The organism is Vibrio mytili (assembly GCF_000830505.1).
In the GTDB taxonomy this organism is placed as follows: Bacteria; Pseudomonadota; Gammaproteobacteria; order Enterobacterales; family Vibrionaceae; genus Vibrio; species Vibrio mytili.
Window position 1 is genome coordinate 12,942 of record NZ_JXOK01000088.1, and the last position, 15,911, is coordinate 28,852.

A 15,911-nucleotide genomic window follows, 5' to 3' on the forward strand; every position below is an offset into this window, starting at 1 on the left:
AGCTTAATGTGCCATACTAGAGTTATTGTTCAACACTCTAGTATAGGCGCAGGGATGTCTTCTCCACAGAAACCTCAATACAGCCAAACGGAAGAGTGGGCCAACGCAATTACTCACGGCATCGGTATGGTCATGGGGATCGTTGGTCTTGTACTTTTGCTGGTCAAAGCACTCGATCATCAGGCCGACACATTGACTCTAACCAGTATGGCGATTTACGGCTCAAGTATTATAGTGCTGTTTTTAGCTTCCACACTTTATCACGCTATTCCTCATCCAAACGTAAAACGTTGGATGAAAACGTTTGATCACTGCGCCATTTATTTATTGATCGCGGGCAGTTATACCCCTTTCTTATTGGTGAGCTTACGCACACCTCTAGCGATAGGTTTGATGATCGTAATTTGGACTATTGCACTGATTGGCATCATTATGAAGGTTGCGTTTATTTCTCGGTTCAAGAAGCTATCACTGGGCTCTTATTTAGTCATGGGCTGGCTTTCGCTGATAGTGATTTATCAGCTGGCGATCCATCTGCATATTACCGGCTTGACGCTGTTGGCTGTAGGTGGCTTGGTTTATTCTATCGGGGTAATATTTTACGTTGCTAAGCGCATCCCATTTAATCACGCGATTTGGCATGGTTTTGTTTTGGCGGGTTGCGTGTGTCACTTTTTCGCTATCTATTACTTTGTTGAACCCGTTTAGGTCTGTTGAGCAAATCTCGTGGCTACGAGTTTGCTCAACGAAGTCTGGTCGTTAACGCGTGACTACTTCAATCACTTTTGCGGTCAGTTGGTATTGCTGAGATTCTGGCACGGTGAGTTGAATCGCTTTGCCCTGCTCTGCGTGTTTTGGACGAAGGTAGGTTTCTGCCATTCGTTTGATGGATTGCCAGATTGTCACATTCTCTTTCACCAGTGAGTTACCTGACATATCAAATACTTCTATTTCCACTTCAACCTGAATCACAGACTGAGTGCTCTGATTGGTGAGCGAAGTCGGTAAAATCAACCTACCATTCTCGTAGCTGGCTGCTCCCAGTAAAATATCAACGCCAGAATCAGAAAGCTGTAGGGTTGGCTTCTTGCTATTCACCACCACTGTGGTACCAACGTTTTTCGTGACAACCGGAATGGTTGCGATAGTAGGGGCTGTATTAATGGGTGTATTTATGGCCGCTTTTTCCACTTTTGTCGTGTTTAGCGCGGGGCTTTTCACCACGTAGTGCCAAGTGAAGTCATCATTTAATTTCACTTCACGTCCGTCAGTAAGGGTGACTACCTCTGCGGTATAAACCGAGGAGGTTGCAAGTAACGTCGCTAGGGTAATTGATATTTTCATTGTGGTCCCTTTTTTGTGAGCAAGACTAGCGGCGCCAAAACGCCGGGAAAAACAGCACGAGAATGGTCAAAATTTCCAGTCGGCCCATTAACATCCCAAAGCTTAACAGCCATTTGGCTGTATCTGGTAGTGGTGCAAAGTTACCTGTTGGTCCGATCACGGAGCCCATTCCGGGTCCGACATTCGCCACGGCGGTAATAGAGCCAGAGATACTCGTGACAGGATCCAAGCCCAACCCGCTCAAGCAACCTGCGATAAAAATGATGGTGATAAAAAACATCAAAACGAATGCGACAACCGAACGCACGATATCGTCATTGACCGGGCGTTGGTTGTAACGTTGAACAAAGACGCCGGACGGATGCACCAACTTCATCATTTGTTTATTGAGTAATGTCATCGCGATTTGAAAACGGAACACTTTAATCCCACCAGCGGTTGAGCCAGAGCAAGCCCCTGCCAACATCAAAAAGGCAATCAGTGTGGTTGGTAAAGCGCCCCAAGCGGTAAAGTCTTCGAGGCCAAAACCCGTGGTCGTCACAACCGATACAATATTGAACATGGAGACGCGCAAGGCATCTAGTATCGTGTATCCATCTCGAATAACCAGCCATCCTGCGACAACAAGGCTGGATGCTAAAAACAGGTAAGCGAAACCTCGGACCTGAGCATCTTTAAGTAAAATCTCGATTCGAGCTTACGTAACGCGGCGACAAACAGAAGAAACGGCAAGCCACCCATAAACATAAAGGCGGTAGCAACCCAATGTGCGCCATTGGAGAAGTGGTTCATGGAACCATCTGATGTCGAGTACCCGCCAGTGGAAAGTGTGGTGAAAGCGTGATTGATAGCCTCAAACCAGCTCATTCCTGTCAGTACATAACCCGCAATGCAGGCACCAGTTAATATGAGATAAACTGCGACGATGTTTTTAGCCACGGTTTTGGCGCGCGGACTGCTTTTGTCTGACCAGTCGGATGATTCGGTCTGGAACAGTTTCATCCCCCCAACGTTTAACATTGGTAAAACAGCCACTGCCATAACAATAAACCCAACACCACCTAGCCATTGCAATATAGAGCGCCATAACAAGATACTCGGAGCCATATTGTCTAAACCACTGAGTACTGTAGAGCCTGTGGTGGTAATACCGGACATGGTCTCAAAGTAGGCATCGGTAAAGCTGATATGGTTAATGAAAACGAAGGGCAGTGCCGCAAATGCGCTGGCGATGGTCCAAACTAAGCTGGTGATAAGAAACATGTCACGTACGCTGAGTTTAAACCGTGAGGTCCTGCCAATCGTTAGGCAGATAAACGCAGCAATATGGGTAATCACCACGGCTTGGGCAAAGTCGAGGAATCCACCGGTACCGGTAAAAAAGGCGACCAAAGTAGGCACGTACATGAAAAGAGCCAGTTTGGATAAAACCAGCCCAATAACGAACAGCACGGGACGTAAGTTGACCATAGGAAAATCCTAAAGGAAGAATGGGCTCGGCTGAAACAGCGCTTCGACGTCTGGCACGTACTTCTTGTCGACCAAAAACATCACGACGTGGTCATCTTGCTCGATGACGGTGCGATCGTGGGCGATCAATACTTCTTCACCACGTACAATCGCTCCAATCGTTGTACCTGGCGGCAGTTTAATATCGCCAATTGCACGGCCAACCACTTTGGATGTCGTTTCATCACCGTGTGCAATGGCTTCAATGGCTTCAGCTGCACCGCGACGTAGCGAGGAAACGTTCACGATGTCAGCACGACGAACGTGCGTCAACAATGCTGATATGGTTGCTTGCTGTGGTGAGATTGCAACATCAATCACCCCACCTTGCACTAAGTCAACGTAAGCCCCACGCTGGATCAGCACCATCACTTTCTTCGCGCCCATACGTTTGGCCAACATGGCTGACATAATATTGGTTTCGTCTTCATTGGTTAGGGCAATGAACACATCCACTTGGTCGATGTTCTCTTCAGTGAGCAGTTCTTGATCCGCTGCGTCACCACAAAACACGATGGTCTGCTCTAATTCTTCAGAAAGTCGTTCGGCTCGCTGATAGTTGCGTTCTATGAGTTTGACGCTGTAAGTTTGCTCTAGACGCTTCGCAAGACTCGCACCGATGTTACCCCCACCGACAATCATAATACGGCGGTATGGCTTCTCAAGACGTTGCAACTCACTCATGACAGAGCGGATATGGTTACTTGCAGCCACAAAGAACACTTCATCATCTGCCTCGATAATCGTTGTGCCTTGTGGGCGGATAGGGCGACCTTGACGGAAAATTGCCGCAACCCGGGTATCAATGTGCGGCATGTGTTCACGAAGCGCGGATAAGGCGTTGCCAACCAAAGGACCGCCATAGTAGGCCTTGACTGCCACTAAGCTGACTTTTTGCTCGGCAAAACTGACCACTTGCAAGGCCCCTGGGTATTGGATCAAGCGTTCGATGTAACTGGTGACCAATTCTTCAGGTGCGATAAGGTGATCGACGGGAATGGCACCGGATTTAAATAGAGCTTCTTTTTCAACCAGGTATTCTGGTGAGCGAATACGAGCGACTCGGTTGGGGGTGTTAAACAGAGTAAAAGCAACCTGACATGCCGCCATATTGATTTCATCTGTGTTAGTCACCGCGACGAGCATATCAGCATCTTGTGCACCTGCCTCATGCAGCACATCTGGGTGGCTTGCGTGCCCATTGACGACGCGCAAGTCATACTTATCTTGCAATTCACGCAGTCTATCGGAATCGTTATCGACGATGGTGATGTCATTGTTCTCACCCACTAAGTTTTCTGCCAGTGTGCCGCCAACTTGACCTGCACCAAGAATAATGATTTTCATACTCTTTTCTCGTTATCTGAAAAAGGCGATTGAAATGGTTCCAATCGCCCTATTTAGTATGCTGTTACGCGTGTTTTTTGCTTAGTACAGCGTAGTAGAAGCCATCCATATCTTCTTCGCCTGGTAAAATTTGACGTCCAGGTTGCTTAGGATCTGAGTTGACCAATGTCGCATCTGCCGTGCGTGCTAAAAACGCTTTGACTTGCTCGACGTTTTCCTGTGGTGTGATTGAACACGTCGCATAAACCAAGGTACCGCCAGGTTTCAACTGCGTCCACATAGCATCAATAATTTCACTTTGCAGTTCTGCCAACGCCGTAATGTCTTCAGCGCGGCGAAGCCACTTAATGTCTGGGTGGCGACGAATCACACCGGTTGCAGAGCAAGGCGCATCAAGTAATATGCGATCAAATTGCTCACCTTGCCACCATTGTTGAGGATCACGAGCGTCTCCGCAAATCACTTTTGCCTGAAGGTTGAGACGCTCTAGGTTTTCGTGCACACGTTTCAATCTTGTGTCGTCGCAGTCAATCGCGACCACTTCGCTACCTGATGTGCGTTCGAGAATGTGCGCTGTTTTACCACCAGGTGCGGCGCAGCAGTCTAGAATCAACTCGCCATCTTGAGGTGTGAGGTAATTGAGCGACAATTGAGCGGCTGCATCTTGTACCGAAACCCACCCTTTATCAAAGCCGGGCAACTGACTCACATCACAAGGTGCTGCCAATTTTAGGGCGTCTTGGGCCTGTGTGTGTGGCGTGCTATCAATGTTTTCATTTTTGAGTAGCGTTAGGTATTTATCTCGTGAGTGATGTTGGTGGTTTACTCTTAACCACATAGGAGCCTTGTTGTTATTGGCCTCAACAATATTTTCCCATTGCTCTGGGTAAGCCGCTTGGAGCAGTTTTAATAACCAGCTTGGGTGACTATATTTTCCTGCATTGCTGCTTACGGCAACCTCGTCTAGTTCTTCTTGACTGCGCTGGTAGTTACGCAATACGGCGTTAATTAACCCACGTAGGCGTGGACCTTTCAGATCTTTGGTGCCTTCGACGGTTTCACCGACCGCAGCATGAGCTGGAATACGCATAAAGCTTAGCTGATAAATGCCAACTAGGATCAGGTGGTGGAATACACGCTGTTTCCCTTTAAGCGGTTTATCCATCAATTGATTAGCGATGGTTTCCAGACGTGGTAAATAGCGTAATGCACCGTAACAGATTTCCTGAAGCAGCGCATGGTCACGAGACCGAATGGTTTGTTGAGCCGCTGGAAGGGCGCTGGAAAGTGAGTGGCCCTTGTCGACGACAAGATACAAGACGTTGGCAGCCGCAGCGCGCACATTCATGATGAGTACCTTAAAATAAAGGAGGGCATCTCTGCCCTCTAAAAGTTCGTATTATGGGGGCTCGCTCCCCAAGAATGATTTAAATCAGCACAGTACCGACTTCGAACCAAGCAGCACGTGAGTTCAGAATATCCTGAACTGACATGGCTTTTTTGCCTGGCACTTGCAGTTGTTCTAGAACCAGTATGCCGTTGCCAGTTGCAACGTAGATTCCCGTTTTGTCTGCTTGGATAATGGTGCCCGCTGGTTGACTACTGACTTCCTCGTCAACTCGGCTTTGCCAGACTTTGATGCTGTTCTCAGCCGCCACAAAATGACTCATTGGCCATGGATTGAAGGCACGAACGCAACGTTCGATATGTGCAGCATCGTCATTCCAATTGATACGAGCTTCTTCTTTGCTGAGTTTCTTCGCGTAGCTCGCTAGCTCGTCGTTTTGCTTCACGGGTACGGCTTTGCCCGCAGCAATATCTGCGAGGCAGTCAATCAATGCCTCAGGGCCCAGTTCAGCCAGTTTTTCGTACATGGAAGCACTGGTATCCGTTGCTTCAATTGGTAGCGTTGCAATTTTGAGCATATCACCCGTATCCAGACCAATATCCATCTGCATAATGGTAACCCCAGTTTCTGCATCGCCCGCCCAGATAGAGCGTTGGATTGGAGCTGCGCCACGCCAGCGAGGCAAAATGGAGCCGTGTACGTTAATACAGCCTAGTTTCGGTGTGTCTAATACCGCTTGTGGCAGTAACAACCCGTAGGCCACAACGACCATGATATCGGCATTGAGGTCAGCAAGCGCTTGTTTTGCTTCTTGTGACTTGAAGTTTTCTGGCTGATATACCGGGATGTCGTGTTCTAACGCGATGTGTTTTACCGGGCTTGCCGTCAATTTTTTACCACGACCAGCAGGGCGGTCTGGTTGAGTGTAAACGGCAATGACTTCATGCTCCGAAGACAACAACGCCGCCAAGTGACGGGCGGCGAAATCCGGAGTACCTGCAAAGACAATACGTAAAGATTGGCTCAAGGTAGGCTTCCTTCTAATTGACATGGTTCGAGATTAAGCGTTTTGCTGCTGTTTCTCGTTATAGCGTTTTATTTTCGCCAGTTTGTCTTGAATACGCTTTCGCTTCAGTGGCGATAGGTAATCAACGAACAATTTCCCTTGTAAGTGGTCCAGTTCGTGTTGAACACAAATCGCAAGCAGGTCGTCAGCCTCAAAGGTAAACTCATTACCTTCTCTGTCGAGTGCTTTTACTGTGACTTCAGCCGCGCGAGGTACTAGAGCTCGAGCGCCAGGTACTGACAGACAGCCTTCTTCGATGCCGTCTTCGCCACGTTTCTCTAAAATTTCAGGATTAATAAGCACCATCGGCTCATCACGAGATTCTGAAATATCAATCACTACGATTCGTTGATGGATATCTACCTGCGTTGCAGCTAGGCCGATACCTTCTTCGTCGTACATGGTTTCAATCATGTCGTCGACGATTTTTTGAATTTCAGGTGTCACTGCTTCAACAGGCTTGGCGACTGTGCGCAGGCGATCATCTGGAAATGTTAATACTTGTAATACAGACATATTCACTCGAAATATTGAACTGTGCCGAAACAGCACAAACCTTGTTGGCTCAATTCTAGACATTTTATGACCTAAATGACAGCATCCAACATTAATTTTCACTCTGATTACTGCTTAATAGACCAAGGACGAGGGTCATGAACCGAATCTTTCGTAATGTTGTTCGTGTTACGTTGCCGTTATTTTTCTCTTTCAATACCACAGCAAACGAGGGCTTTAAGCTTTAACCGTCAAGAAGGATGCGCCACAAACGTATGTTGTCGTAAAAGGGGATACTTTGTGGGATATCTCTGCCATGTATCTCGATAGTCCTTGGCTGTGGCCTCGTCTATGGCAGGTCAACCCAGACATCGATAACCCACACTTAATTTATCCAGGTGATAAGTTGTCGTTGGTTTGGATAAACGGTCAGCCAGTGCTGAGCCTTAAGCCGGTCAAGAAACTGAGCCCGCAAGCTCGTATCACTGAGAAGAAAGCCGTGCCAACAGTGGCTGAAGGTTTAGTGATGCCGTACTTAAAGTCTGACCGTTTAGTTGACGATGAGACTCTTAAGAATGCTGCCAAGGTCATGGGCAGCAATCAGGGCAGTAAGTTTTTGACGGCAGAGGATGTGCTGTATATCAGTGGTGAGCAAACCGCTGCAGCTTGGGCGATATACAGACCTGTTGAAACCTTTTCTCGGGATGACGTTTCAAAACAGATTACGGCATTGCGTTTAATTGCCAAAGGGGATTTGGTAGAAGCGTCGAATGAGTACTCTGGGCTTAAGATTACTTCGCAACTGCAAGAAATACTGCGCAATGACATCGCTTTACCCATGCAGACGTTAGACCGTGATGATTTCTCTACCACATTCTATCCACTACCATCTCCACTGGGCAGCACTGCAAACCTATTGGGTAATATTGAAGGGATTCGTTTTAGCTCGACTAACCAAGTTGTCGTGATTGATAAAGGCACTGCCGATGAATTGCAGCAAGGCAGCGTATTTGACCTCAAAGAAGATGCTCATCCGGTGTATCAAGATGGTGATGACTTTAAAAAAGAATTTGGCCTGCTGGATAAGAAAATCACGTTGCCGCAAAGTAAAGTCGGAGAGTTATTGGTCATACGCCCGTATGAGTACTTTAGCTTGGGGTTAATTACTAATAGTACTAAGCCTATCAATAAAAATGTGTCAGTCATTTCTCCGTTGACGGAGTCACTTATCGACGATAACAATCAAGAGACACTTGAGGTTTCGCCTGTTGAACAAAATCCTACCTTAAATGACGACAACGCACTCTGAAAGCGATCTTGCTGCCTGGCTAAAGCTAAGTTGCTTACCAGGCATTGGTGGGGTCAAACTAAACAAGTTACTGGTCAAAGATACTCCTCGCAATATCATCAATTATGCGCCCGAGCAGTTACAAGCACTAGGTTTGACGCTTAAGCAGCTGCAAGCGTGGCATGCGGTTGATAAGACGGTTGATGACTGCTTAGCATGGCAAGCGCTGTCACCTGACCACCATATCGTGACACTGTCTGATCCGTTTTATCCACCTTTGCTTAAGCAGGTGGTGGCACCACCGCCACTATTATTTGTAAAGGGCGATCCCGCTCTTTTATCACAACCGCAGATTGGCATGGTAGGAAGTCGTAATGCGAGCATTGATGGCTTACGTCATGCGCGTCAATTTGCCGCAGATTTTGTTCAGCACCATTTGATTGTAACTAGTGGTCTCGCACTTGGTATTGATGGGCATGCACATGATGGTGCGCTACAAGCGAGCGGAAAGACGATCGCGGTTCTTGGTGCTGGTTTGCAGCATATATATCCGGCTCGTCACCGTGGGCTGGCGCAACGTGTTGTGGAGAGTGGGGCTTTAGTCTCTGAGTTTCGGCCAGATGCAAAACCGCGGGCGGAAAACTTCCCACGCCGCAATCGAATCATCAGCGGGTTATCGTTAGGTGTATTGGTGGTGGAAGCTGCAGAGAAAAGTGGCTCCTTGATTACCGCGCGCTACGCCCTTGAACAAGGGAGAGAAGTGTTTGCCTTACCATCATCAATTCACGCCCCGAATGCCAGCGGTGGAAACCAGTTGATTCGTCAGGGCGCTTGCCTCGTAGAAAAGACTAAAGATGTGCTGGATGAAATACAATCGTTGCTCGATTGGTCTGTTAATCAGAGCAACGATTTATTTTCTGAGTTAATTGATGAAGAAGAATTGCCATTTCCTCAGCTGTTAGCTAACGTAGGAAATGAAGCTACACCAGTTGATATTCTTGCAAACAGGACCAATATACCTGTGCAGGAAGTCATGATGCAGCTCTTAGAGCTTGAACTCTCAGGGCATGTTGTTGCAGTTTCAGGTGGCTATATTCGAAAGGGGAGGGGCTAGCTATGATGATGGATATATTGATGTATCTATTCGAAACCTACATCCATAGCGATGCAGAGTTACAAGTCGAGCAAGACGAGCTGGAAGAAGAACTGCTTCGTGCAGGTTTTCAGCAAAAAGATATCTATAAAGCCCTTGTCTGGTTAGAAGAGCTTGCCGCGCTGCAGCAAAGCGATACCTCTTCTGCGATCGCGTCTTGTATTGCATCGTCTTCGACTCGTATTTATACCTCGCGAGAGATGCAACGTTTAGATTTAGAGTGCCGAGGCTTTTTGTTATTCCTTGAGCAAATTAATGTCTTAACGACAGAAACTCGTGAAATGGTGATTGATCGAGTGATGGGCTTGGAAACCAACGAGTTTGAGCTTGAAGACCTCAAATGGATTATTCTCATGGTACTGTTTAACGTACCTGGTAATGAAAACGCTTATACGCTGATGGAAGAGCTGTTGTATACCAAGGAACAAGGCATTCTTCACTAAATCTCTTGGCAAGTTCGAGGTCTGTTTGATTAGGACCACGAGCTTGTCAATAAGAGTGGTAGATCTTTCAAGAAAGCGGTCAGTATGAGTAGTAAAATCGACAACAAACTTTTCTCCGCCCATGAACATGCGTTGGAACATACCCCTTGTCCTAAGTGTGGTGGTGAACTGATTCTCAAACATGGTAAACACGGTCCGTTTCTGGGCTGCAGCCAATACCCAAATTGTGATTACATTAAAGCACTGCACAGTAACGATGGTCACATAGTCAAAGAGCTTGGTGTGCCTTGTCCCGAATGTGGCAATGAGCTCGTACTGCGTCAGGGACGTTATGGCATGTTTGTTGGGTGCAGCAATTATCCGGCCTGTCACCATATTGAATCAATCAATCAGCCTGAGCCGGAGACGCTATCCCAGGAGCAATATGTTTGCCCTGAATGTGGGAAGGGCCACTTAGTTGAACGCAAGACGCGTTTCGGTAAGACATTTTATGCCTGTGACAACTATCCTAAATGCAAATTTGCCGTGAACTTGCCGCCGATAAAAGGGGTGTGCGAGGCGTGTGGTTTTACGTTACTGGTTGAGAAAAAACTGGCCAGTGGTGTTAAGTTGCAATGTGCTAACCGAAAGTGTCAGCATATTCAGCCAGAGTAATGGCTTAGCTTAGATAGAAAAATGGGTCGCTTTGTGCGACCCATTTTAATAAATAGCGCAGAATATTACGCCTGCGATTGCTTGGCGAAGTCATGTACGGCAGGAAAAGCGGTTTGATCCAGTACATCGGCTAATGAGCAGAGTCTGCGATGTAGTTCACCAGGGTAATCTCCACAAATATTAATGTGGCCCATCTTGCGCCCTGCACGTTTCTCTTTTCCGTACCAGTGGATATGGCAGCCATCCATTGCTAATAGCGATTCTGGTAAGGTATCTTCCCCTAGAATATTCACCATAGAGGTTTCTCGAACCAGTTTGGTACTGCCAAGAGGCAAACCACACACTGCACGCAGATGGTTTTCGAACTGGCAGGTTTCTGCGCCTTGCTGTGTCCAGTGACCCGAATTGTGCACGCGAGGGGCTATCTCATTTACCAGTAAGTTGCCGTTGACATCAAAGAACTCTAATGCCAATACGCCAACGTAATTGAGGCTTTCAGCGACCGCGGTAAACATCTGCTTGGCTTGTGCTTGTAATTCTGGCGCATCAATAGCGGTAGAAAGACTCAACACACCATTGGTATGCACGTTTTCTGCCAGTGGGTAAACCTCAACGCTGCCATCTTTGCCGCGAGCGCCGACTAGCGATACTTCACGGTTAAATGGTACAAACTCCTCAGCGACTATCGCTTGAGCCGGCGTTGCTGCAATACATTCTGCCATTTCGGTCCAGATAGACTCCACTTGAGATGCTTCTTTCAAGCGCCATTGGCCTTTACCATCGTAACCACCTAGCGCACTTTTTAGCACCATTGGCATGCGACGTGTTCAATCGCACGGTCAAAATCATCGCGAGTTTCTATGACATAGTATTTAGCGTTGCGTACATTTGCGTTATCTAACAGTGCTTTTTCAAGACGGCGGTCGCCGCCAGCTTTGATGGCTTCTGTACTTGGCAGAAACTTCCCGCTTGCAGCACAGATATCAAGGACATCATGAGGAATATGCTCGAACTCGGCTGTAATGACATCCACTTGTTCAATCGCATTTTCTAGGCCATGTCCAAGCACGTGTTGAGTGAGGGGGTGAACGATGTTCGCGCTCCCTACATCATAGGCGGAAATTTGGATATTCAATGGTGCACCAGCCAGAGACATCATACGAGCCAGCTGACCTGCTCCGAGAACCAGTACATGCATCCGATTAATCCTCTGCCGGGTTTGGGTTGGCCAGTACAGTTTCCGTTTGTTCTTTACGGAATGCTTCTACTTTCTCCATAATACTTTCATCATGGGTTCCGAGAATTTGCGCTGCTAGGATTCCTGCATTGGCCGCACCTGCTTCGCCAATGGCTAGCGTTCCTACCGCGATACCTTTTGGCATTTGCACGATAGACAATAAAGAGTCCATGCCCTTCAGAGCGCGAGACTGAACTGGTACGCCAAGTACTGGAACACTAGTAAATGCAGCAGCCATGCCTGGCAGGTGAGCCGCACCGCCAGCGCCGGCAATAATCACTTTGATACCACGTTCTTTTGCGCTGCTTGCATAGTCAGCCAATAGTTGAGGAGTGCGGTGAGCTGATACAACTTTTGTTTCGTAAGATACGCCAAATTGATCCAGCATGTCTGCTGCCAATTTCATGGTTGGCCAATCGGATTTAGAACCCATGATGATACCGACTTTCATCTCAAACTCCTTCAAGCTACAAAATTAGGTGAGCCATAAATTTGTGGGCATTATACGGGGATTTTTATCTCAAGCAAACGTTTGCGCCTTGTGCTTAAAAGCGATGGATACATTTTATAAGTAAATAGCTTTAGTCTCTAAGAATGAATCTTTGTACACTTAACGCCATAATATAATAGTTAGACAATTAGGAAGTAATCAGTGGATAACTTTGAACAGGTGCTTAACGCGCTACAGCAAGGTGAAGTAATTGCTTATCCAACAGAAGGTGTGTTTGGCGTTGGGTGCGATCCAGACAATCCTGATGCAATTCAGAAACTACTGGATCTTAAGCAGCGACCAGTGGAAAAAGGCCTTATCCTAATCGCTGCGAATTACGAGCAGTTGTTACCTTATATTGATGAATCTCAGTTGACTCAAGAGCAGCTAGCAAACGTCCATGCGACTTGGCCAGGGCCATACACGTGGATCATGCCGGCCAGCGATAAAGTGTCTCATTGGGTCTCTGGACAGTTTGATTCGATTGCCGTTCGTGTGACGGATCATCCTTTAGTGCAAAAGATGTGTAATGCGTTTGGAAAGCCGCTAACCTCCACCAGCGCGAATCTTTCTGGATTGCCACCGTGCATGACTACAGTAGAAGTGGAGCAGCAGTTGGGTGATAAGCTGGTGGCCATTCTTCGTGGTGAAACCAGTGGTCGTGATAAGCCAAGTGAGATTCGTGACGCTAAAACTTCACAAATATTAAGACAGGGCTAACCCTGCAGTCAGCGATTTATATGTACTAAGTAATAGGTATTAAATGTATGTCAGCAATCGATAAACATGCCGTAAAGCTATTCCTGATGTCACTTCAGGATTCCATTTGTCAGCAGTTAGAACAAGAAGATGGAAAGGCCGTCTTTGTCGAAGATGCATGGCATCGTGAGCCGGGAGAGCGTCTTGGTGGCGGTGGTCGCTCAAGGGTGCTTCGAGATGGCGACGTCTTCGAGCAGGGAGGGGTGAACTTTTCTCATGTCGAAGGTAAAGAGATGCCAGCGTCAGCGACAGCTCATCGTCCTGAATTAGCAGGCCGTCGTTTTGAGGCTATGGGGGTCTCTTTGGTGATTCACCCTAACAACCCTTATGTACCAACTTCTCACGCCAATGTTCGTTTCTTTATCGCTGAAAAAGAGGGCGAAGAACCGATTTGGTGGTTTGGTGGTGGATTCGATCTAACGCCATTCTATCCTTTCGAAGAAGATTGCCAGTCTTGGCACAATACAGCGAAGGCAATCTGTGCGCCATTTGGTGATGATGTGTATGCTGAGCACAAAGCGTGGTGTGATAAATACTTCTACCTGCCACATAGAAACGAAACCCGTGGTGTTGGTGGTTTGTTCTTCGATGATTTGAATCACTGGGAGTTTGAGCAGTGTTTTGACTATATCAAAGCCGTGGGTAATGGTTTTTGTCAGGCCTATTTACCCATAGTTGCTCGCCGCAGAAATATTGAATATGGTGAGCGTGAGCGTGATTTCCAGTTGTATCGTCGTGGTCGTTATGTTGAGTTTAACTTGGTGTATGACCGAGGCACTTTATTTGGCTTGCAAAGTGGTGGGCGTACAGAGTCGATCTTGATGTCGATGCCGCCATTAGCACGTTGGGAGTACAACTATCAGCCTGAAGCTGGTACACCAGAAGCAGAGCTTTATGAGCAATATTTAAAGCCACGTGAGTGGTAAGCGCTGAATCTCCTTTTCTAGATAGAGAGATAGTGATAGGGTCATTTGTAATCAGATGCCCCTGTTTTTCTATATAAACGCAAGGAATAAAGGTAAGGAAATGACTCAGCAAATCGATCGCTATGCCGTGTTTGGCAATCCTATCGGACACAGTAAGTCACCATTTATTCATACACTCTTCGCCCGTCAAACCAATCAATCACTGACTTACACCGCTGAATGTGCCCCTGTAGATGGATTTAGTGATGCAGCGAAAGCATTTTTCTCTGAAGGTGGAAAAGGGTGTAACGTGACCTTGCCATTTAAAGAAGATGCTTATCAATTTGCTAATCGCCTGACTGAGCGGGCTCAACTTGCCGGAGCTGTGAACACTCTTAAGAAGCTTGATGACGGAGAAATCATCGGCGACAACACCGATGGTGCTGGCTTAGTGCAAGATTTGCTGCAACATCAGGTTGCTTTAGAAGGGGCTCGCATCTTAATTATCGGTGCTGGTGGGGCGGCTCGAGGAGTGGTTAAGCCAATACTTGATCAAAATCCATCTTCTTTAACGATTACCAACCGTACATATACAAAAGCCAAAGAGTTAGCGGACCTGTTTTCAGCTTATGGGCCTGTTACCGCAGAAGAGATAAGTTGTGTTACTCAAGAGTACGATGTTGTTATCAATTCTACCTCAGCTTCTTTGAGTGGAGAACTTCCTAATATCTCATCGACTATTTTTGCTCCCAACAGTACGAGCTATGACATGATGTATGGTAAAGGTGACACCACTTTTAATCGGTGGGCCAAAGAGCATGGTGCGGCACAGACCTATGACGGATTAGGGATGTTGGTTGGCCAAGCTGCTGAAAGCTTTATGTTATGGCGTGGACTGCGCCCGGGTGCTAAGCAAATTTTGCGTGAGTTAAGAAAAAACCTTGAAGGTCAGTAATCGATGAATCAATCTATTTTATTCCCAGATATCCAGTCGTGGATGAATCATCACAGTCCGTTAATTTTCCTGCTCAGCAATCTGGTGCGCTTATCGAATGTTACGTAACCAAACAGAAGCTGACAAAGATGAGTGGATTATCCGTTGAATGTGAGCAGCAAGCGATAGAAGCCTTTATTGCCTTCCGGTTTGATTTAGAAGAAATGGCCGAAGAGCTGATCGAAGATGAAGCCTTCAATGAAGAAGGCTACATTATGATTCAATGATTGTTTATTGAATCACTTCGACTTCATTAAGGTAGTCGTTTTTGTTCTGCACATAGTTATCGGAAGATTTTTGTAAAAATGCTCGTTCTTTATCTGAGAGGGGGCGAGCTTGTTTTACTGGACTACCCACATAGAGGTAACCGCTTTCCAATACTTTTCCTGGTGGTACCAAACTACCTGCGCCAATCATTACTTCGGATTGAACCTTTGCGCCATCTAGGACAATTGCTCCCATTCCTACTAATACCCGATCGTGAATCTCACACCCGTGAAGCATGACCTTATGCCCAATCGTGACATCATTGCCAATGATAAGTGGGTAGCCATTGGGGTTTTCTTGGTTTTTGTGTGTCACGTGTAACACGCTACCATCTTGGATATTGGTGCGCTTACCGATATGAATATGATTCACATCACCTCGGGCAGCAACCAAAGGCCAAATGCTAGAGTCTTCACCAATACAGATGTCTCCGACTAAAACCGCAGTTGAATCAACGTAAACTCGCTCACCAAGTTGAGGTTGTATACCTTTATAGCTTCTTATTGAACTCATATTTTCTCCTTACTTAGTGAGATTAAAGGGTATATAGGGGTAGAAGAGTAGTGAAAACTCACCTCTTAGAATAAAAAACACTCAAACGATAAAAAAATC

The 15,911-nt window shown here is 46.7% G+C and carries 14 protein-coding genes and 4 pseudogenes; 9 read left to right on the top strand and 9 right to left on the bottom strand.

Features of this window, described 5'->3' with window-relative positions:
- Nucleotides 1–54: 54 nt before the first annotated feature.
- On the top strand, nucleotides 55–708 hold the full coding sequence (trhA, locus tag SU60_RS20505) for a PAQR family membrane homeostasis protein TrhA (RefSeq protein WP_041157149.1): 654 nt from the start codon (nucleotides 55–57) through the stop codon (nucleotides 706–708).
- A 51-nt stretch (nucleotides 709–759) separates the two neighbouring features.
- Here trhA and SU60_RS20510 read toward each other — a convergent pair whose 3' ends face one another.
- The 6 genes and pseudogenes from SU60_RS20510 to def form a co-directional block, all read right to left on the bottom strand.
- Complete coding sequence (locus tag SU60_RS20510) at nucleotides 760–1,344, bottom strand: DUF3157 family protein (RefSeq protein WP_041157150.1); 585 nt, start codon at nucleotides 1,342–1,344, stop codon at nucleotides 760–762.
- A gap of 25 nt (nucleotides 1,345–1,369) precedes the next feature.
- Nucleotides 1,370–2,814 (bottom strand): annotated as a pseudogene (locus SU60_RS20515) (TrkH family potassium uptake protein).
- Between the two features lie 9 nt (nucleotides 2,815–2,823).
- Nucleotides 2,824–4,200: a Trk system potassium transporter TrkA gene (gene trkA, locus SU60_RS20520; RefSeq protein ID WP_041157151.1), complete on the bottom strand. Its 1,377-nt coding sequence runs from the start codon at nucleotides 4,198–4,200 to the stop codon at nucleotides 2,824–2,826.
- A gap of 64 nt (nucleotides 4,201–4,264) precedes the next feature.
- The gene (gene rsmB, locus SU60_RS20525) at nucleotides 4,265–5,548 is read right to left on the bottom strand and encodes a 16S rRNA (cytosine(967)-C(5))-methyltransferase RsmB (protein ID WP_041157152.1); all 1,284 of its coding nucleotides are present in this window, start codon (nucleotides 5,546–5,548) and stop codon (nucleotides 4,265–4,267) included.
- A 79-nt stretch (nucleotides 5,549–5,627) separates the two neighbouring features.
- Nucleotides 5,628–6,575, bottom strand: a complete 948-nt coding sequence (gene fmt, locus SU60_RS20530) for a methionyl-tRNA formyltransferase (RefSeq protein ID WP_041157153.1) — start codon at nucleotides 6,573–6,575, stop codon at nucleotides 5,628–5,630.
- Nucleotides 6,576–6,608: 33 nt separating this feature from the next.
- Nucleotides 6,609–7,130, bottom strand: coding sequence for a peptide deformylase (gene def / locus SU60_RS20535; protein ID WP_041157154.1), 522 nt, complete (start codon nucleotides 7,128–7,130; stop codon nucleotides 6,609–6,611).
- 137 nt (nucleotides 7,131–7,267) lie between these two features.
- Between def and SU60_RS20540 the strand changes: the two are divergent.
- The 4 genes and pseudogenes from SU60_RS20540 to SU60_RS20555 all read left to right on the top strand — a co-directional run bounded on the left by SU60_RS20540 (nucleotide 7,268) and on the right by SU60_RS20555 (nucleotide 10,647).
- Nucleotides 7,268–8,418, top strand: a pseudogene (locus SU60_RS20540) (LysM peptidoglycan-binding domain-containing protein).
- On the top strand, nucleotides 8,399–9,511 hold the full coding sequence (gene dprA / locus SU60_RS20545) for a DNA-processing protein DprA (protein ID WP_041157155.1): 1,113 nt from the start codon (nucleotides 8,399–8,401) through the stop codon (nucleotides 9,509–9,511). The pseudogene SU60_RS20540 and the gene dprA overlap by 20 nt, the downstream one beginning before the upstream one ends.
- Nucleotides 9,512–9,513: 2 nt before the next feature.
- Nucleotides 9,514–9,993, top strand: a complete 480-nt coding sequence (locus SU60_RS20550; RefSeq protein ID WP_041157156.1) for a DUF494 family protein — start codon at nucleotides 9,514–9,516, stop codon at nucleotides 9,991–9,993.
- Between the two features lie 84 nt (nucleotides 9,994–10,077).
- Nucleotides 10,078–10,647, top strand: a complete 570-nt coding sequence (locus tag SU60_RS20555; RefSeq protein WP_041157157.1) for a DNA topoisomerase family protein — start codon at nucleotides 10,078–10,080, stop codon at nucleotides 10,645–10,647.
- Nucleotides 10,648–10,712: 65 nt separating this feature from the next.
- Here the strand turns inward: SU60_RS20555 and SU60_RS20560 are convergent.
- Both SU60_RS20560 and purE read right to left on the bottom strand, forming a co-directional pair.
- Nucleotides 10,713–11,845: pseudogene (locus SU60_RS20560) on the bottom strand (5-(carboxyamino)imidazole ribonucleotide synthase).
- A 4-nt stretch (nucleotides 11,846–11,849) separates the two neighbouring features.
- The gene (purE, locus tag SU60_RS20565) at nucleotides 11,850–12,335 is read right to left on the bottom strand and encodes a 5-(carboxyamino)imidazole ribonucleotide mutase (RefSeq protein ID WP_041157158.1); all 486 of its coding nucleotides are present in this window, start codon (nucleotides 12,333–12,335) and stop codon (nucleotides 11,850–11,852) included.
- A 201-nt stretch (nucleotides 12,336–12,536) separates the two neighbouring features.
- Between purE and tsaC the strand changes: the two genes are divergently transcribed.
- The 4 genes and pseudogenes from tsaC to SU60_RS20585 all read left to right on the top strand — a co-directional run bounded on the left by tsaC (nucleotide 12,537) and on the right by SU60_RS20585 (nucleotide 15,259).
- On the top strand, nucleotides 12,537–13,094 hold the full coding sequence (tsaC, locus tag SU60_RS20570; RefSeq protein ID WP_041157159.1) for an L-threonylcarbamoyladenylate synthase type 1 TsaC: 558 nt from the start codon (nucleotides 12,537–12,539) through the stop codon (nucleotides 13,092–13,094).
- Between the two features lie 47 nt (nucleotides 13,095–13,141).
- Nucleotides 13,142–14,059: an oxygen-dependent coproporphyrinogen oxidase gene (gene hemF, locus SU60_RS20575; protein WP_041157160.1), complete on the top strand. Its 918-nt coding sequence runs from the start codon at nucleotides 13,142–13,144 to the stop codon at nucleotides 14,057–14,059.
- Nucleotides 14,060–14,159: 100 nt separating this feature from the next.
- Complete coding sequence (gene aroE, locus SU60_RS20580) at nucleotides 14,160–14,993, top strand: shikimate dehydrogenase (protein ID WP_041157161.1); 834 nt, start codon at nucleotides 14,160–14,162, stop codon at nucleotides 14,991–14,993.
- A 3-nt stretch (nucleotides 14,994–14,996) separates the two neighbouring features.
- A pseudogene (locus SU60_RS20585) lies at nucleotides 14,997–15,259 on the top strand (DUF1488 family protein).
- A gap of 4 nt (nucleotides 15,260–15,263) precedes the next feature.
- Here SU60_RS20585 and SU60_RS20590 read toward each other — a convergent pair.
- Nucleotides 15,264–15,812, bottom strand: a complete 549-nt coding sequence (locus tag SU60_RS20590; protein WP_041157162.1) for a gamma carbonic anhydrase family protein — start codon at nucleotides 15,810–15,812, stop codon at nucleotides 15,264–15,266.
- Nucleotides 15,813–15,911 lie beyond the last annotated feature (99 nt).